The sequence below is a fragment of the Nitrospira sp. Vd2 genome (assembly GCF_979581665.1).
Genome location: NZ_CEFZSK010000002.1, coordinates 19367 through 37105, shown reverse-complemented (window position 1 = coordinate 37105; position 17739 = coordinate 19367). Strand labels below are relative to the sequence as shown.

General features: G+C 58.9%; 17 protein-coding genes. All 17 read right to left on the bottom strand.

Going from position 1 to position 17739, the window contains the following annotated elements:
• Positions 1-80: 80 nt before the first annotated feature.
• Complete coding sequence (locus tag AC1U7K_RS00965; protein ID WP_480248947.1) at positions 81-1034, bottom strand: c-type cytochrome; 954 nt, start codon at positions 1032-1034, stop codon at positions 81-83.
• Between the two features lie 40 nt (positions 1035-1074).
• Entirely contained in the window at positions 1075-2385 is a 1311-nt protein-coding gene (locus AC1U7K_RS00960) for a c-type cytochrome (RefSeq protein WP_480248946.1), read from the bottom strand.
• Between the two features lie 69 nt (positions 2386-2454).
• Complete coding sequence (locus AC1U7K_RS00955; RefSeq protein WP_480248945.1) at positions 2455-4392, bottom strand: cytochrome ubiquinol oxidase subunit I; 1938 nt, start codon at positions 4390-4392, stop codon at positions 2455-2457.
• Positions 4393-4449: 57 nt separating this feature from the next.
• Positions 4450-4572, bottom strand: coding sequence for a hypothetical protein (locus tag AC1U7K_RS00950; RefSeq protein WP_480248944.1), 123 nt, complete (start codon positions 4570-4572; stop codon positions 4450-4452).
• Positions 4573-4957: 385 nt separating this feature from the next.
• Positions 4958-5863, bottom strand: a complete 906-nt coding sequence (locus AC1U7K_RS00945; RefSeq protein WP_480248943.1) for a formylglycine-generating enzyme family protein — start codon at positions 5861-5863, stop codon at positions 4958-4960.
• Between the two features lie 30 nt (positions 5864-5893).
• Complete coding sequence (locus tag AC1U7K_RS00940; RefSeq protein ID WP_480248942.1) at positions 5894-6814, bottom strand: formylglycine-generating enzyme family protein; 921 nt, start codon at positions 6812-6814, stop codon at positions 5894-5896.
• Between the two features lie 15 nt (positions 6815-6829).
• A complete protein-coding gene (locus AC1U7K_RS00935; protein ID WP_480248941.1) occupies positions 6830-7207 on the bottom strand; it encodes a hypothetical protein in 378 nt (125 codons plus the stop codon).
• Positions 7208-7221: 14 nt separating this feature from the next.
• Positions 7222-7890 (bottom strand): DUF3047 domain-containing protein, encoded by a 669-nt coding sequence (locus tag AC1U7K_RS00930; RefSeq protein WP_480248940.1) that lies wholly within the window; start codon positions 7888-7890, stop codon positions 7222-7224.
• Complete coding sequence (locus AC1U7K_RS00925) at positions 7887-9767, bottom strand: cytochrome ubiquinol oxidase subunit I (RefSeq protein WP_480248939.1); 1881 nt, start codon at positions 9765-9767, stop codon at positions 7887-7889. Before AC1U7K_RS00925 ends, AC1U7K_RS00930 begins: the two co-directional genes overlap by 4 nt.
• A complete protein-coding gene (locus AC1U7K_RS00920; protein ID WP_480248938.1) occupies positions 9764-10858 on the bottom strand; it encodes a hypothetical protein in 1095 nt (364 codons plus the stop codon). The genes AC1U7K_RS00925 and AC1U7K_RS00920 overlap by 4 nt, the downstream gene beginning before the upstream one ends.
• A gap of 96 nt (positions 10859-10954) precedes the next feature.
• Positions 10955-11455 (bottom strand): PCP reductase family protein, encoded by a 501-nt coding sequence (locus tag AC1U7K_RS00915; protein WP_480248937.1) that lies wholly within the window; start codon positions 11453-11455, stop codon positions 10955-10957.
• 16 nt (positions 11456-11471) lie between these two features.
• Positions 11472-12188, bottom strand: coding sequence for a DUF420 domain-containing protein (locus tag AC1U7K_RS00910; RefSeq protein WP_480248936.1), 717 nt, complete (start codon positions 12186-12188; stop codon positions 11472-11474).
• On the bottom strand, positions 12181-13188 hold the full coding sequence (locus tag AC1U7K_RS00905; RefSeq protein ID WP_480248935.1) for a methyltransferase: 1008 nt from the start codon (positions 13186-13188) through the stop codon (positions 12181-12183). The genes AC1U7K_RS00910 and AC1U7K_RS00905 overlap by 8 nt, the downstream gene beginning before the upstream one ends.
• A 209-nt stretch (positions 13189-13397) precedes the next feature.
• On the bottom strand, positions 13398-14183 hold the full coding sequence (locus AC1U7K_RS00900) for a carboxypeptidase-like regulatory domain-containing protein (protein WP_480248934.1): 786 nt from the start codon (positions 14181-14183) through the stop codon (positions 13398-13400).
• Positions 14184-14418: 235 nt separating this feature from the next.
• Positions 14419-15825 (bottom strand): HEAT repeat domain-containing protein, encoded by a 1407-nt coding sequence (locus AC1U7K_RS00895; RefSeq protein WP_480248933.1) that lies wholly within the window; start codon positions 15823-15825, stop codon positions 14419-14421.
• Positions 15825-16763 carry a carboxypeptidase-like regulatory domain-containing protein gene (locus AC1U7K_RS00890; RefSeq protein ID WP_480248932.1) on the bottom strand — a complete coding sequence of 313 codons (939 nt, stop codon included), beginning with the start codon at positions 16761-16763 and terminating at the stop codon, positions 15825-15827. The genes AC1U7K_RS00895 and AC1U7K_RS00890 overlap by 1 nt, the downstream gene beginning before the upstream one ends.
• Before the next feature lie 20 nt (positions 16764-16783).
• The gene (locus tag AC1U7K_RS00885) at positions 16784-17692 is read right to left on the bottom strand and encodes a peptidase associated/transthyretin-like domain-containing protein (RefSeq protein ID WP_480248931.1); all 909 of its coding nucleotides are present in this window, start codon (positions 17690-17692) and stop codon (positions 16784-16786) included.
• Positions 17693-17739: the final 47 nt, after the last annotated feature.

Sequence of the window (17739 nt, the reverse complement as noted above, 5' to 3'; positions counted from 1 at the left end):
AGCGTAGCCGCTGAGAGCATCACCAATCTACGTGTCAACCACAAACGGCTCATAAATGTACCCTTTCACCGATAATGGGATTAGTCCCACGTCCTTGGATAATAGCCGGTGTGCCAGTATTCAAAAAGAATGACTTTCCAGATTTCGTCGGTTGTCAGGTGCTGCTCCCACGGCGGCATGACAGACGCCCAGGGGAACCCTTCCCTCGGCAAGCCGATTCCGCCCTTGGCTACGCGCCAGAAGATGAACGTTTCCTGGAGCTGCGCGATGGTGCCCGGGTCCGTGAAATTGGCCGGAATTGGATTGAACGCAAAGGCGTGGAGGCCCCGACCATTCAGATTGTCACCATGACAGAAGTGACAGTTCTGGAAAAAGATTTCTCCACCTTCACGGACGTACTTCAGATAGCCTTCCGCCTTTGGATCCCACGGATTGGCATCGGGCTTCATCAGCCGTCCCATGCTCTGCTCGACGATGCGGCCGTTCGTGTATTCCTGGTCGTACTTGCCTTCTGGATTGACACGATACGGATTCTGAGAGGTTTGAAGCACAAAGGTCTTCCCATGGACTTTCGTGCTTGCCGGCGGCGCGGGATGCACGGTACGCAACTCAATCGGCTCTTCCAGGTTCGGGAGGAAGGAATTGTACGAAAAGCCCCACAAGATGATGGGGAGGGCGATCAGATAGACGGTCCGCAGCACCTTGTGCAGCGGTGTGATCGCATCCATCACGTTGAGAATCGGCTGCTTGAACTTCTTCCAATCGGTTTCGTTGCTCGACACCCACATAAAAATCGCAATCAGCGAAACCGTGCCGTACATGGCCCGCACGCTGAAGGGAATCGGCGGGTAAATCCGATACTTCAAATACATCAAAATGAAGACCCAAAAGAGGATGCCCTGCCAGAACCGTGGAATGGCCAAACCGCTCCGGCTCAGCAGGTAGCTCATACCCGTGAAAATGGCCACACAGAGGGCCAATTCGAAGAGCATCTGCATCGGCATGAAGCCTTCGACTAACTTCAGCGATGTCATAACGCAAATCTCCTTCTTATAACGGCAAACGAAATGACGCTTAAATCTTCGGCGGCTCCTTGCCCTCTTCTAATTGGGAGAGGTAGTCAACGATCTTATTCAAGGCGCCGGCGCTGAGCTTTTGCCCGAATACTTTCGGCATGGTGTTATCCGGGAACCCTTTCACGACATACGCGCTCGGATTGATCACCGACTCGGTGATGTATTCACGCACGGATTTAGCTCCGCCCTTGTAGGAGGGATCTTTGATCCGCGTTGGCGCATTTGTCTTTTCGACGAGCTTCGGCCCGATGGTCCCCACGGCGCCAGCGATTCCCGGAATCGTATGGCAAGCCACACATTGCGCCTTCTGGAAGATTTGATCAACGGGTTCGGAGCCATCGGCAAGCAATGCTCCACCCGCTCCGCCCTCCTTCTTGTCTTCCGTCTGCTTTGGACGGTCCGCTTCGGGAATGAATTTCTCGTACGCCTTGATAATCTCCTCGTAGGGAGGGGCGTCCTTCCCTTCGCGCACGTACATCCATGTGTCGACGGCCGCCAGTTCGCCGAGGGACAAGGAGATCGGCGGCTTATGAATCGCAGGCATTGGGCTTTGCTTATCGTTGGTCCCCTTTACACCGAAGCCCGCAACCACGTAGCAGCTCGGACAGGAGTGCGATTCAGCGATATATTCCTGCCCTGTTTCAGCGGTCCCCGCACCCGGAAACGACTCCTTCTGCTCGGTGTCGCGGTCCTGCGGCTTACCCTTATGGTACCGAGGGTCCTCGAGGCGCGTCTTCGCACGGTCAGGAATACCAAAGAGATTGGGAGCGCGCTCGCTCAAGAATCCTTCATTGAAGCCATGACAGAGCGGGCATTGCCCCTTGCCGATCGCCCCTTGCACCTTACTCTGACCGATGCCACCAAAGATAATTTTTTCGCCTTCATCGGCCAACTGCTGCGGTGTCATTGAACCGAAGTCCAACTTCACCTCAGGAGGTGGGAACCCTCCTTCGACCTGCGGCAGCCAGTTTCCATAACCGGAGAGCGCGGCGGCAACCAGAAACATGAAACCACCGATCTTAAACAGCGCGCTGACATTGGCGAAGTACAGCCCCATCATAAAGGCAAGCGCGGTCACCATCGCGAGAGAAACGGGCAGCAGACGGGAGTTCCCAAAGAAGTTGATCTTATAATTGGCGATTGCGATGAAAAGCATGATCGCCGCGAGAATGCCGATGAAAGTCTTAAAAACACGCTGACGTCTCAAGACGGGATCCGGCGTGCTGACTTGGAAGTAAATCATGAAGCCGACAAGGATGGCCAAGGCAGGCCACCCCAGATCGAATGCCGCTGCTAATAGTTCCGCCACGTCGAAACCTCCTGAGCCGCACCGGACGCCTTAGTCCGGTGCGGACTCGTTAAGTCGGGAAAGAAGAAACTAGTGAGCCGGCTCCGGCGCTCCACCAGGTACGGGAACTTTCGCACCGACGGCTACCTTCTTGGCGCCGAGCGTGCCGAGCCAGAAGACGAACATGATGCTGATCCAGAAGAACAGCACGTTGAAGGAGATCATGTTCGCGGCAAAGCCGACCGTATGCGTATAGGCCCACGGCGAGTTGTCACGCATGATCTCGTTCACGTGCCAGAACAGTCGGACCGATGAACGGATGTAGCCCATCAACCCCATCATCCAGGTAAAGGCCGTGGCGAGCATGATGAGCGCGTATTGCGACCGCACCGAGATGCGTCCCCACTGGATCGGCCCCAGCTCCTTCGCGCCCTTCAGCATGGCCAGATTGAGCGCCGTCATGAAGAAGAGGCACGACAGCGTCGTGGCGACCTGCGGCACCGATAGGCCGACGCGGACGTTGGCCGGAATGTAGTAACCGTAGATCGCAAGCCAAATGATGTTCACATAGGCCAGGAAGAAGAAGCAGCCCATGAAGATGTTCCCGAACTTCGACCAGGATACCGCCGGAATCTTGTTCCCGCGCTGATACCAAATGAAGCTGAGAACGGTCGTGGTGATAATGACGTTGATGCCGCCGTTCTTGGCGGACATGACGCCATAGTTACCAAGCACGGGATGCTGCTGCCCTCCCATCGCCTTCAATTCCGCCGGCGTCATCACCATTGTATGCGGCGTAATGAAGATCAAGAAGCCGCAGACGAGGATGAAGACAAAATACTTGATGTACCGCTGGAACCGCTCGGCCCCCGTCATACGGCCAAGCGCTTGCCACAGATAGTAGTTGGTGCTGAGGAATAGAATCCCGATCATCGTGGCTTGAATAATGAACAACCACGCCAGCAGTCCGCCCATCAGCGTAATTCCCATCTGCTGGCGATACGCATACACTTCGCGCATCAGCCAGTAGCCGGCGAACGGCAAGGGGATCAAAAACGCGACACCGATCGACATCGCGATGTAGCCCATCCAGTCGTAATGAGCGCGCTCTTCATCGTTCTTCGCCGATAGGAATCGATACGCCGCATAGGCCGCCACCACGCCACCGCCGAACGCCATGTTCCCGAGGATCCGGTGCAAGTTGAGCGGGTTCCAGAGTGCGGTGTGAAGAACGTGCCAGATGTTGCCGAGATACCGCCCCTGCTCATCGACCCCGGCCGGCGACATCATGAAGCCGATCCAGGAGTTTGCAAGGAACATGAGCACCGTCCCGATCACGTTCAGAATGACGGACATGCTGAGGTGGATCCACTTCAGCAAGCCTTCCTTCATCTTGTCCCAGCCGTAGTAGTAGATGTAGAGCGTGCCGCTCTCCGCTACGAACATGAGCGCATAGATGTGCATGACAGGGCGGAAAATGCTGGAGAGATATCCAAAGAATGACGGATAGAGCGTCAGGAACGTAAAGATGAGGATCCCGCCCAGGATGGCGGTCAGTGAGTACGCGGTGAGGCTGATCTTGATGAAGTCGTAGGCCAATTGATCGTACTTCTTGGCCATCGCCTTATCTTTCGTGACCATCCCGATGAACTCGACGACCATGCAGAAGATCGGCACGGCAAGGACGAAGCTGCCGTAGTAGAGGTGCTGCTGGTTGGCAAACCAGAGCAGGACGCGGCTCTCGAAGTTATACCGCGGATAATCCTTCGGGCTGTCGGTCGTCTTGGGCGCCGGCGCGCCGACGACGATCCCTTCGGTCTTGTAATAGACGTCGCGAGCCTTCTCGACCTTCTTCTCGCCCTCGCCCGCGCCCTCTTTCTTAGCGACGTCCGGTGGAGGACCGCCAGCGGTTTCCCCTCCCCCGCCTGCGAGCGCCGGAATCGAGACCAAGATCGGCAACAAAAGAAGACCGATCATCGCGCTCAACGCCATAATTGACAGCGTCTTCTTTCGGGTTACACTACCCATAACAACCTCCTTCACCGTCCGAATTAAATGGCGAGCTCAGGCCATCGAGACAAGTGATCACTTCCTGAAAAGATACCAATAATCGAGGCCCTGCATCTCCATCAAAAAATGATCGACCAAGGTGAAATAGACCAGCGAGATGGCCAATGAGATAACTACGTAGAGTATAGTCTTGCCCATAGGTCCTTTACTCCTCGTTCAACAATGAGGACAGTATGGATGAATAACGAAACACCGATCAGCAAGGACACTGAATACCGGCGAACCAGTAGAAGAACCACAGGCTCACCGCACACGTCACATAGAAGATCATCTTGCCGACCTTGGTTCTGATATCGCTCTGAGCCGTTGCTTCCATTCGAGCTCCTTCCTTAGCGCGATCGATCCGGCCCAATCCTTGACACGTTTCGAGGGCCTGTGTTAATCGTTCTTCACGCTTCGTTTTGTCTCTCAAAAGGGCAGAAAAATGAAGAAAAATTCAAAAGTGTTCGACATTATAGTTTTGGCCGGAATGGTTGTCAATATAATTTTGGCCGTGTTCCTGATCCTTTACTACTTCGATTTTCTATGATTTCCCCGCTTCCGACGCACCTTTTTCTGCCCCGCCGACACTGCCTGAAACCGCGCACCGAAAGCCGATTGTCTCATCACGGAAGTCAGGGACCATTTTGCTCCGGCTCGTAATCCGGATATCGATCCCGGTCGTTGTATACCCGCCTCCACGCAGGACCTTGAAGGTGCCGAAATCAGGACCAACCGGGTTGCGGTCGACGGGCTGCTGATAGGCGTCCTCCGCATACCAGTCAGACACCCATTCCATCACGTTCCCCGCTCCATCAGCCACCCGAAAAGGACTGACATCGCGTGGGAATCTTCCGACAGGCGCTGTGACCTCATACCCATCCTCAACGCGGGCCCAATTCGCTCCTCGCGGATCAGGGTCGTTTCCCCACGGCCATAAGCGGCCGTCGGTCCCTCTCATCGCCTTTTCCCACTGCGCTTCCGTCGGAAGGCGCTTGCCCTTCCACCGGCAGAAAGTGTCGGCGTCCTCCCACGACACATAGACGACGGGTTGATTGACGCTCCGCATCCGTTCCATGTTTTTGGCGTACCGCGACGGAGGACCGGGGTACCGATGGTTGGTGGCAGTGACGAACGCGAGGTATTGGGCGTTCGTGATTTCATACCGATCGATGGAGAAGGTATCTAAATAGATGCTGCGTTCCGGCTGTTCATCGAAACCGCCGCTGTTCGTGCCCCGCAGAAACGGACCGGCCGGGATGACGAGCATCTCTTCCGCCACCGGCGTTTCTGTAGAGACGGACGCTGCGTGGTCCTGCGGTGCGTCGGCCGGCACGGGAGCCTCCTCGAACGGCGTCAGCTTGGTGCCCCGCAAGATTCCCATCACGGGCAGACTGGTGAGGAACAGCACCGTCAGCCACAGCGCAATCTTGAATCTTGTCTCCAACATAGGGCACGACGCGGCCGGGGGGACTGGACGTCACGGAGTCTTGGCGGCGCGCTCCGCGGTCTCATCGACATCCTTGGCGCAACGTATCCCAATCGTGCTGTCGGTCCGCCACATCTTGGCCTGAAACCGTTTCGAGAGCCGCGCGTTCTGCTGCGTTTCTCTCCATGATCCGCCGCGGATGACCTTGTGCTGCCCCTCATCCGGGCCCGGTGGGTTGCGGAATGGAGTCTTCCGATAATAGTCCTCGCTGTAGCTATCGGCCACCCACTCGGCGACGTTGCCCGTCATATCGTAGAGACCATACGGACTGCGGCCCGATTCGAAGGAGCCGGGGGGCGCGAGATACTTAAATCCGTCTTCTTCGCCGTCGACGTTGGCATGTCCGGTCTCGAATTGATCGCCCCATGGATATCGCCGTTTGCTTTCCCCGCGGCCGGCTTTTTCCCATTCGGCTTCCGACGGCAAGCGCTTGCCCGCCCAACGGCAGTACGCATCGGCATCGCTCCACGACATCCCGATCGCCGGCAGGTCGGGTTTCAAAATCTTCGACTGGTCGTCTTCGAAGACGGGGATGAACGGCTTGCCGCGCTTCGTGGCTTTGACAAAGCGCTCGTATTCGCCCTGCGTCACTTCCCGCTTGTCCATGTAGAACGCAGAGAGAAAGACCGGATGTTCCGGCGCTTCATCGGGATCGCCGTCATTGCTCCCCATCGTAAAGGTCCCTTCCGGGATCTGCACCATCTCGCGTCCGTCATCGCCGACAATGGTTTTGTACATCGAATAATCACGCGGTGTGACAACGGAGGTCGATCGACTCTCGGTCTTGATCGAACTCGCCAATTCCCGCATCTGCTTTGCCTTGTACGATTCGTACACCAACCCGACGATCATCAGGATGAAAGAAGCAAAGACAAAAATAATCGAACCGACCAACACACCTTTATTTTCCATGGCTGAGTCTTTCCGTCAGGAGGCAGAATCTGATTCCCGCGCCCGTTTCCGCTCGGCCCAGAGGTCCATCAGCATCGAGGAGTGCACGCCGAGAAAGCCGCCCATCGCGGCACCCGCCCCGGCCCCGAATAGCATCTTGTCGAAACCGGCGACGGCCCATGCGAGCGCGCCGCCGGCAATAGTGCCGATGAGGATACTCACAAGAAAGCCGCGGCCTCGAAAGAGACCGATCACCGCACCCAGGACGACCCCGATCCCGATTGCAATCGGCATCGCCTCATGTCCCATGAGGAGACCGAGTAAGCTGCCGACGGTCCCCATCACGAGCGTCCCGAGGACGACATCGACGATCTTACCGACAACGGGCACAGCCCGCACCGCGGCGTTCCCCATGCGTCACTATCCGCTCACGGTGCCGACACCGTGAGCGGTCCGATATCGATCTCCACACCGGGCCCGGCAAACAGCGAAACGCCCCATGCCTTGGCTGCCGGCTCATGATTGTGAATCCGTTTGAAATCGTCATACACATTCACGCGCTCTTCGACCCATTCGCCGACCGGCTTCGCGCCGCTTTGCACAACGATTTCGGTCCCGCTGAACATGCCGCCCTCCGTCACCGCACCGTCCGGCCGCGTGCCGCTCCAGACGTATTTGGTAAAGACCGGGATGAACATGAGATCCGTGTCGAGCGTGACGTAGACGACGGCGATCGGATCAACGCCGTCGGGCGCCTTCTGCAAACGCCACCGCCAGGTGAGGATCGGATTGGCTTTGGGATCCCAATCGATCTTCTTTTTCTTGATCCGCTGATCGGCATTGCGCACGGCGAGGAAAGATCCCCGTTGATCCGACTGCACCTTATAGCTTTCACGGGCCCGCGCTTCACTCCGACCGCTTTCGTTGCGCCAGTCGGTCGGAAATCCATCGCCCTCCCGATGTTGAAAATCCTCGAGCACGGCGTTCGCCCACGCGGCCTGTGACGAAAGGAACACGACCAAGACAGCGACGACGGCGATCCCGATCCATGGTGCTCGTTTCAACCTGGCGACGCCCGCCACGCTGCCCTCTCTCACGACGGCTGTGCCTCTCCGCTTGCCGTCGTCAGCAACGGCCCACGCTCGTCGGATTGCCCCTCGGCCATCGCCCACTGCTCATCCCGACGGCTGAGCCAAAACAAGAACAACACCGTGAGCCAAAAGACCACCATGTTCAACGTCACCATCTTGGCCGCGAAGCCAAGCGACGGCGTGAAGGCCCACGGCGAGACGTCGGGCATGATCTCACTCACATGCCAGGAGAGCCGGCCAGACGAACGAATGTACCCCATCAAGCCCATCACCCACGTGAACGATGCCGCGAGCCCAAACAGGGCCACCATCCCGCGCACAGAGATCTTTCCCCATTCAATGGGTCCGTGAACGATGGCGTCGCGCAACATCGCCCGATTGAGCAACAAGCCGAGGAAGAGGACGGAGAAGGTCGTCGCCGCCTGCGGCGACGACAACGCCACACGAATCTTCGCGGGGAGGTAAAAGCCATACACCGAGAGCCAGATGATGTGAAGGATTCCGACGCCGAACAGCACGCCAAGGATGAGGTTCCCAGTCCGCGCCCACGGGACCGTGATCGTCCGATTCGCGCGGCGGTAAAGGATGTAGCTGAGGGCGGTAAGGCAGATCATCACATTGATCGCGCCGTTTTTGGCCGACATGACGCCATAATTCCCAATCACCGGATGCTGCGCGCCGCCCATCGCCTTTACCTCACTCGGGGACATCAGCATCGTGTGCGGCGTCAGCCACACCATCAAGCACGCCATGAGGCCGTAGACGAGATACTTGAGAGAGTTCTGATAGCGCTCCCCGCCTCGAATTCGGCCCATGCTCTGCCAAATGTAGTAATTGATGCCGAGAAAGAGCACACCGATGAGCAAAGCCTGGACAACGAACAGCCAGGTCAGCAGTCCGCCCATCATCGTCACGCCCATGCTCTGGCGGAAGGCGTAGACGGAGCGCATCAGCCAGTATCCGGCAATCGGCATCGGGAGCAGGGCGCACACCGTGACGAACAGGAACACATACCCAACCCAATCGTAGTACGCGCGTTCGTCGTCGGACGTGCTCTTCAAGAACCGATAGGCGGCATAGGCGATGACAACGGAACCACCGGACATGATATCCGCGAGGAACCGGTGCACGTTGAGCGGGTTCCACAGCGCCGAGTGCAGCAGATGCCAGACGTTGCCCAGATATTGGCCCTGCTCGTTGACACCAGCCGGCGACATCATGAAGGCGATCCACGCATTCGCCAGGAACAGCAAGACCGCCCCCATCACATTCGCAATCACACCGATCGTCGCGTGCAGCCACTTTCGGCCGGGGTCCGCCATCCGATCCCAACTATAGTAATAGATAATCAGCAGCAGCGACTCGCCGAGGAACACCAGCGCGTAGACCGGCATCATCGATTTGAATGTCCCGCCCATATAGGACATGAAGCTCGGGTAGAGCGTGAGGAAGAGAGTCAGCATGATGCTGCCGACGACAGCGGTGAGCGACAGGGCGAGCAAGGCCACTTTGAGAAAGTCACGTGCCATGGCGTCATACCGCGCCGCCCATCCCCGATCGCGCACCATGAGGCCGACGACTTCCATGATCACGCAGAAGATCGGGAGCGCGAGGACGAAGCCGCCGAAGTACGTGTGTTGCTGAGTGACGAACCAGACGACGAGACGACTGTCGAACGATCCCAGGCGCGGGTAGATTATCGTATCCGACGAAGGCGCGGAGGGCCCCAGCGGGCGTCCCTCGGTTGAGTAATAAACGTCCCGCGACGAGGAGGCGCCGGCCGCGACTGCCAGGGGGGCGGCAGCAGAGGCTGCACACAGCACGACCAGGAGCAGTGCAAGAAGACGTGTGACCGTCAGTCGAGGCAGGACGATCGGCATCATGATCCTTGCTTCACGGATTGCGAAAAGATTGGTTCCGACACGCCGGCCGGGACGCGGTCATCGCCAGCCGCGTCCGACGGCGCACCCTTCGTGTTGAGAATGCCCATGACAAAGGGGCACCGCAACAGGGAAGCCGGGATCACTTGCTTGATCCGGTCTTCGTAGTGCCGCCTGACACCGAGGTAGTAGCCGTACAATGCCATCAGAAGGGCCACGGCTGTGACCATCCCGGCTTGAAGGACCAGGTCGTGCGGATCGCGTTTCAAGACGAAGACGGCACATCCGGCCATGGCCAAATAATAGGTCGCGGCAAACGCGAGACCCGGCCACCACCAGAAGCGGAAAAGTTCCGACCACGCATTACCGAGACGAACCCGCAAGCCGGTCGCCCGCTGCTGGCCGGCAAGATACGCCGTCAACGCAAGCGTACCTCCGACAAGTGACGCGATCGCGAATTGGGCCAATTCGGTTTGGCCGAGCGACGTACTCCAAGCCAGGCAAGACACGGACAGTGAAAGCACCGCCACGAGGCCCATCCACTGAAACAGAGGTCGCGGAAACTCTCGCATCAAATGACGGAGGTGGACCCCGTCCGGAAACGTGAGAATGGCGGTGCCCGTTGTTTCCAGCCGGCGGACGTGGCCGATCTCGAACGCATCGCGCGCAACGGAGGTGCAGGCGATGATGATCGCCATCATTGCGGGTCCATCGGGATGCAGGAGAAAGTCATAGCCCGCGAGAATCTTCAGCAACGCCAAGACGAGAAGTGAGAGCTGCATACCATATACAAAGCCGATCCACCCCGCGAGCCACCCAAGGCGGTACAACCCATCTTCCCGTCGAATCTCGGCCCATCGCCTCGCCCGCCCAACTCGATACGCGGTAATCGCGGTCAGTGTGGAAATCGTGCCGCTGACGGCGAGCAGCGTCAGCGCATCCGAGAGCGGCAGCACGTGTTTCGCCACTCGATAGACAGCGAACGCGACGAGTCCGGGAACGAATATGACGATGCGTTTGCGTTTCCGAACCTCGGGCTCGGTCACAGCCAGTGCCAGACTCGGGAGCACGCGAAGCGCTAATCGGTGCAACATCGTGAGAGACCAGTGCTGAGTGATGAGTGCTGAGTGCTGAGTAGAAGAATACGAAGGATCCGACTCTCGGTTTTCATCCTATTTTCCGCCCATCACTCAACACTCATCGCTTTTTTGAAACATGCCAAAATACCGCGCCTTCACTTCCTCCATGACCGCCACGGTGACTTCCGTGTGACCGCGCTCGAGCGCCGTGCGCTCGAGTTCCTGTCGCGCCATCGCGCGGACGGCCGCCGGCACACGCGCCAGCCGTGCCTCGGCCTCCGGCGCCCAGGGGACCGCCCCGCCGGTTCGCGCTTGGGAAAAGACGAGCTCGGTGATCACCCGGTGGCCTTCTCGGCGTGCAAAGTCTTCCACCTCTGTCTGGAGAAGCACTTGCACGTACGGCGGAAGCCTGTCGAAGCGGTGTCTCGCTTCATCGGACCACATCAATCGATCGACGAGAGCGCGAACATCCTCCGGTCGCCCCACGGCGCCGACGGGATGATCGCAGCGGCGGCATTCGAGGCGAACGAGCCACTCCTCGGCCTCGGCCGACGTCGCCGCCTCTTCGACCCCTTCCGCATGCATCCAGTTGCCGCAGGCACACACCAGCATCTCAATCCCACCTGCCTCACCCGATTTTGCCGGGATATAAGATGTACAACATGAGATACGTGATGCTGCCTGTGACGAAGAGCACGCAGTACACGATCATCGTGAACGTTCCGAGCACGCGATGCCGGCGTTCGCCATTGGGCCAGATCCGCTGGATCAGCACTTCGACTCCCAGGACGATCGCAATGAGAATCAGCAGTCCGAGGTAGACGGTCAGTTTCCGCATGGAAAATCCCGATGCCATCGCGCGCGACGCAAACAGCAGGAGCACGAGCGTGGTGATCGCGCCGAAGACGATTCCCATCCGGCGCGACGACGTCTGCAGAATCTCGTTCCGCAGAATCCGTTTTCCGGCGGCAACGACCTGGGCCCGGAAGCCGAGGACGATCATGTAAATCGCCATCACGAGGCCGATGATCACGAGAATGATGTGGAAGGTGAGGAGTGGAATGAAAACATGATCGTACAGCTCTTGGGAGCCCCCAAATCCTTCCTTTCCTTCAAAGGCCAGCACACCCAGCTGCCGGAACAAGTAATAGGTCGTAAAAAAGGCCACCATCGCGATCATCCCGCCCAGCATCAGCCAGTGGTGCGCGCCTCCCTGGTTGCGTTTGGCCTGCACCCAACCGACCACGAATAGGCCAGTAAACAGCGCGGCCATTAGTTGACTGAGGTCCGCGCCGATGGTCGCATGTGTGCCGAAGAATCCCGGCTGCTTCAGCCACTCAGTCATGGCTGGATCCCGAGTCGGGTGAGGCTTTTACCCCTTGTACCACCGCTGTGCGTTCGATCTCCGTCACGGTCTGAAATCCCGCCGCGTGGAACCACTCGATCGCCTGCGACACCTTGAAGCAGCGACCGTGTTCGGTGTTGAGCAGGATATGGACGGCAAAGGCTGTCGCCCACGCCGGACGGGTGCCTGATTCATCGAGGAACCGATCCTTGATGATCAGCCGGCCCGTCGCTGTGAGATGCCGAAAGGCCTTCTTGACCAAGGCACGATTGGCCGCTTCGCCTTGATAATGCAAGATGTCGGACATGAGCACCGCGTCGTACGGCCCGCCCCATTCATCGCGATTGAAATCACCGGCCCGTAAGCTAATGCGCCCCTCGAGCCCCGCCTCCTTCACGACACGCTCAGCGGTCTTCAGGGTGGCAGGCAAATCAAACACCGTGGCGCGAAGGCCGGGATACGTCCGGCAAAACGCAATCGCATTCGTCGCCGCTCCACCACCGAGATCCAATAAACTCCCGACCTCCTCCAACTTCAATCGTCTCGCCAACTCAGGCCCGCTGTGTCGGCCAATACGGTCCAGGACCGAGAGGACGTTTGCGCCAAGTTCCGGGTCAGTGTCAAAGACGTGGCCCCTGGCGGGCGAACGACCGCTCCGAATCATCTCTTCGAGCTTTCCCCAGTGTTCCCATTCCGCGTCGTGCAACACGAGCAGGTGGCCGACATAGTCCGGTGACGACCGAACCAGATGTTTCGCGGCCACCGCCGTATTCGCAAACCGGTCCGCTTGCTTGCACAACAGCCCCATAGCGACCAGCGCATTCAGTAAGTATTCCAGACGTTCGGCATCAGCCTTGAGGCGGTCCGCCACATCCCGAGCCGTCAGATCTTTTCCGTCTAGAAGGGAGAAGAGATCCAGCTTGGCAGCGGTAAGGAGGATCTTCGTTTCCCAGTAGTAGCCGAGCTGAAAAATTTCGGCGAGCGATAAATCCCGCGGCACAACCATCCTCGGGGCATTGGACAGACTTTCCTTGGAAGATTGGCATCTTACCGAGTTCCTCGCGCTAAAGGCAAGCTGGTGATCCCCGCGCGACACGAATCGCAATCCACTCCGTTGGCTCGCACGGGCTGGCGGCCGAGCGGCGAAAAAGAAAACGGCGGCCGGAAGACCCGACCGCCGTTTCTTGGCGACGAAGCTGCGTTGATGAACTACTTCTTGACTTCGAACTTGGCTTGCACGGTTCCGCCTTCCGGCACGTCGACCTCGGCCTCGACCTTCCCGGCGAACGGATGCCAGGCGAGAATCTTGTGCTTGCCGGCCGGCATATCCTTGATCTCGAACGTGCCATCGTCCTTCGTCACCGCGTGATAGGGATTCCACACCGGCAGGAAGAACGACTGCATGAACTCATGCTGATCGCACTGCAAACGATATGTGGACCCGGTCTTCTCTTGTCCGCCCTTGAACTTCACCGGCTTCTCGAGCTTCGAGCCCTTCTCGGCCAACCCGATGTTGAAATCGGTGGAGGAGCTGGCGCCCTTGACGAAGAAGCTGTGCGGGTTGTGCAGCACGCCCTTGACGGACTTGGGATCATCCGGGTCCGAGTCATGGTTCTCGACGCGGAAGTTCTTCTGCGCCACGACAACGCCGCTGAACGGCAGGAACTCGCAGAACTCGGCGACGACATCCGTGCCTGCGTACCCATCGATGAACGCCTTGTCCTCGACATCCTGAACCGCGACGACTGCGTTCTTCAATCCGCCATCCTTCACTTCGATCGTCTTGAGGAAGCGCTTATCCCCGTCGATCAATTCCTTGTGCGGATTCTTCGGGCAGAACTTCGGGTTGGGGAATTTCGAGAAGAGGAACTCTTTCTGCTCTGGCTTGCCGCTATAGGTTACTTTACCGGTCACGGTGCCGCCGGCGAACGCCGACAACGGCGCCAACAAAAAAGCGCCCATGACCAGACCTGAAATCACCCTACTCTTCTTCATGACACTGCCTCCTTGTGATAGAAAACGATAATACAGCATACACCGTATCAATGTCGGCCGACGGCCGCGCTCTCCGTACTCGGATACTCACCTCGCCGGCATCACAGGCGCTGTCGGTGGTCGGCTGACACCCATTGGTTCGACCGTCGTGGCGGGCCGTCCTAGCGGGTTTGGAGAGTACGAGGGAGGAGTGTATACTCCACTTTGCGCAATCCTGTCAAGCAGTAATCACTGCTTATCCTACCCGCTGATTTGCCCCGACCTTCAAGATTCTCCCCAACGCGCCGCCCGCCGTCGCGCGAACCGCCTCGTCACGGTCATGCAGCGCCTTCTTCAACAAGGAAATGGTCTCGTTGCCGCCGATATGCCCGAGCGATCGGGCCGCCGCAATGCGTGGCCGAGGGAGCGGATCGTCGAGTAGCATCGCGAGCACGTCGATCGCCGGACCTCCCTTCGCCTTCGACAGCGCTTTCGCGACAGCCGACCGCACGCCCGGATCGGTGTGCTGCGCCAAATGGTCCACGACGCCCGATACACGTTCGTAGGGCACGCCGAGATCCAACAGCGTGGCAATGGACGCGGCGCGGACCGGCAGATTGGAATCTTCCAAGTTCTTCTCCACCATGGGCGCCGCGCTTCGCTCGCCCAATTCTCCGAGTGCGACGATGGCCGCCGCGCGGACGGCCGGCAGTGGATCGGCGAGTAACGCGACCAGCGTCGCAGTCGCTTCCTTCAGCGCAAGATCGCCGAGAGCCGCTGCGGCGGCGCCGCGAATCGAGGGTTGCGGATGGGAGGCGGCCTCTTGCAGAATCGGCAAGGCGCGAGGATCACGGCTCTCGCCGAGCGCGCGCAAGGCGGCGGCTCGTTCATCGGGATTCGCCGCGGCAGTCGCCTGCCGCACCCGCTCCCACGCGGCGTTGCGATCGAACTTGCGGAGCGCGCCGGCGGCCGCAATCCGGACGATCGGTTGATCATCGGTCAGCGCCTTTCGAATCTTGGCTTGAGCAGCCGGATCATCGGACCGTGCAAGCGCTTTGAGGGCCGCCACGCGGACCATCCCGGCTTGATCTTCCAGCGCCTGCTGAATCCGCGCAGATCGCCGACCGGTCGCGAGCCGTCCAAGACCTTCAACGGCAAGCGCTCGCACCAGCCCGGATCCATCGCTCAGGCCGTCCTCGAAATAGGGAATCGTCTCGTCGGAGTCCAGCTCTTTCAGGGCGGTGTAGCCCGCGCCCCGTATCTGCTCGCGCATATCTTTCAGCATGGGAATGATGAAGGCGACGGCAAGCTCCCGCAGCAGGCCACGATCATCGCGCCCCGCCTGCTCGGTGAGGCGGTCGTATTCGGTCAACGCGTCCACCGGCTTTTGCAACTTGAGCAGGGCCTTGATTTTTAACTGTCGAGCGGCGGCGGCGATCTTCGGATCACGAATCAATGGCTCGACAAGCGACAGCGCGCGCTCATAGTCCTTGTGTTCGAACGCGCGCTTCGCGTCATCAAGGGGACCGGCAAATGCGGGAAGGTGAACAAAGAGGAATGCCAACGCGACGGACAGCGAGAGCTGTCCTGCGGCTCGACAGGACACACGAACGACACGCCTGACGGTGTGGTAGTGACTGAGTCGAGAACTGATCGGCGTCACTACTCTTGACGCTCGACGAGCGGCTCGATCGTGACCGGCCGACCGAGCGCCGCCGGCCCAAAGCGGGCCGGCTCCATAATCTCATAAGCCGTTCGGCGGCCGACCGGAGCGGGCAAGGATAGATTGACGCGCGTCAACCCTTTCGGCTCAATGGTCACGATACGCTCCTCGATGGAGCCGACATACGGATGCCACGCGACGAGACGATAGGTCCCGGGCGGCACATCGTCGATCGCAAACGCTCCCGCTTTATCCGTGATCTCATAATATGGGTTGGTGACCGCCACCGCCCAACTCTCCATATAAGCGTGAAAGCCGCACTGCATGACGAAAAACCGACGGCCCTTGCTCAGATGGATTTTTTCGAGCATCGACTGGCCCGGCTTGTGCGTATGGCTCGCATGCAGGTCTCCGCGTTTGTGCTCCGAGTTCATCGGCAGCGGCGAGTTGAAGAGGACGCGGGTTCCGAGCTCGCGCGAGGTTTCGTACGCCTGGATGTCATGCATGACCGGGTCCATGTTCACGACTTCTACGGCATGCTGGTCGCGGACGACCGTGACGAAGGGGTTGAACTGACAATCACGCGCCTCGACACGCGGAACGGACAGATCGAACGACTTTCCCGCCTGCACACCCTCTAAGAACACGACCACATCTTGCAGGCCATAGAGTCCGCTCTGCTCATCGACGCGAAAATCGTGCAGCAACCGCCAGCCATGCCCGTTGGAGATCCGCCCGCAATATTCGGGATCGGGGAACGTGACGAGGTTGAAGGCCTTGGGGGCCGGAATCTGACCCTTCAACGTCACCACACCCGTGATCGTCCCGCCATCTTTGACGTCGAGGACCTCATAGGCCGATGCGCGAAGCCCGAACACAGACAGCCACAGCGACGTGGCAAGACTCACCGCAATTTGCCAGCGCAATGATTTTGTCACGATCTGCTCCTCGTGCTGCGTTATGGGATTTGGCGTTTGAGGGTCGGGATGATTTCGAGCGGGCGACCGAGCGCCTCGATGCCGAAATGCGGATTGTCGACCATCTCGTGCGCGCTGCGCCGGCCGGTCGGTGCCTTCAGATCGAAGGACGCGGTGACACTCCCCTTGGCCGGCACCGTCACCTTTTGTTCGACCATCGGACCGGTCTCGGGATGCCACGCGACAAGAACATACTCTCCGGGCGGCACATCATCGATCGTAAATGAGCCGTCGGGCCCTGTGATCGCGTAATAGGGATTTTCGACCGCGAGTCCCCAGCTCACCATGTACGCATGGAAGCCGCACTGCATGACGAAGATCCGGCGGCCCTTGGTCAAATTCACCGGCTCGGTCATCGGTTCACCGGCCAGATGCTCGTGTGTGTGTGCTCCGACTTCCCGCTTGTGATGCGGGTTCATCGGCAATGGGGTATTGAACAGCACGCGCGGTCCGAGATGAGACGTCTCGTACGCCTGAATGTCGTGCATCACGGGATCCATATTGACCACCACGACATCGCTGTGATTTCGCACCGTCGTCACAAACGGCAGGAACCGGCAGTCACGAGCCTCGATGACCGGCGGCTGGAACTTGAATGGCTTGCCCTTCGGCACATCGGCCAACCACACGACGACATCTTTGAGGCCGCCGTCGTCACTGATATTGAATTCCTCCAGCAACCGCCAGCCGGTTCCGGTCGAAATGCGCCCACAGTAGACGGGATCGGGAAACGTCACAAGGTTGAAGGCCTTGGGAGTGGGCTTGCCGCCCGCAATGGTCACTTTCCCGGTAATCGTGCCGCCATCGGTCACCGCAATTTCTTCATATGCTCCGGCAATCGATGCCACGAGCAGAAATGATAGGCAGACGAGTAAGCCAAACACGCGCATGTAGTCCTCCGACGACGTCATTCACATTCGCTTATCATACTCACCGC

Excerpts from the sequence above, each read along its gene's own strand:
- AC1U7K_RS00965 (WP_480248947.1), bottom strand. The coding sequence starts at position 1,034 with ATGACATCGCTGAAGTTAGTCGAAGGCTTCATGCCGATGCAGATGCTC.
- AC1U7K_RS00955 (WP_480248945.1), bottom strand. The coding sequence starts at position 4,392 with ATGGGTAGTGTAACCCGAAAGAAGACGCTGTCAATTATGGCGTTGAGC.
- AC1U7K_RS00950 (WP_480248944.1), bottom strand. The coding sequence starts at position 4,572 with ATGGGCAAGACTATACTCTACGTAGTTATCTCATTGGCCATCTCGCTG.
- AC1U7K_RS00945 (WP_480248943.1), bottom strand. The coding sequence starts at position 5,863 with ATGTTGGAGACAAGATTCAAGATTGCGCTGTGGCTGACGGTGCTGTTC.
- AC1U7K_RS00940 (WP_480248942.1), bottom strand. The coding sequence starts at position 6,814 with ATGGAAAATAAAGGTGTGTTGGTCGGTTCGATTATTTTTGTCTTTGCT.
- AC1U7K_RS00935 (WP_480248941.1), bottom strand. The coding sequence starts at position 7,207 with ATGGGGAACGCCGCGGTGCGGGCTGTGCCCGTTGTCGGTAAGATCGTC.
- AC1U7K_RS00925 (WP_480248939.1), bottom strand. The coding sequence starts at position 9,767 with ATGATGCCGATCGTCCTGCCTCGACTGACGGTCACACGTCTTCTTGCA.
- AC1U7K_RS00920 (WP_480248938.1), bottom strand. The coding sequence starts at position 10,858 with ATGTTGCACCGATTAGCGCTTCGCGTGCTCCCGAGTCTGGCACTGGCT.
- AC1U7K_RS00915 (WP_480248937.1), bottom strand. The coding sequence starts at position 11,455 with ATGCTGGTGTGTGCCTGCGGCAACTGGATGCATGCGGAAGGGGTCGAA.
- AC1U7K_RS00910 (WP_480248936.1), bottom strand. The coding sequence starts at position 12,188 with ATGACTGAGTGGCTGAAGCAGCCGGGATTCTTCGGCACACATGCGACC.
- AC1U7K_RS00900 (WP_480248934.1), bottom strand. The coding sequence starts at position 14,183 with ATGAAGAAGAGTAGGGTGATTTCAGGTCTGGTCATGGGCGCTTTTTTG.
- AC1U7K_RS00885 (WP_480248931.1), bottom strand. The coding sequence starts at position 17,692 with ATGCGCGTGTTTGGCTTACTCGTCTGCCTATCATTTCTGCTCGTGGCA.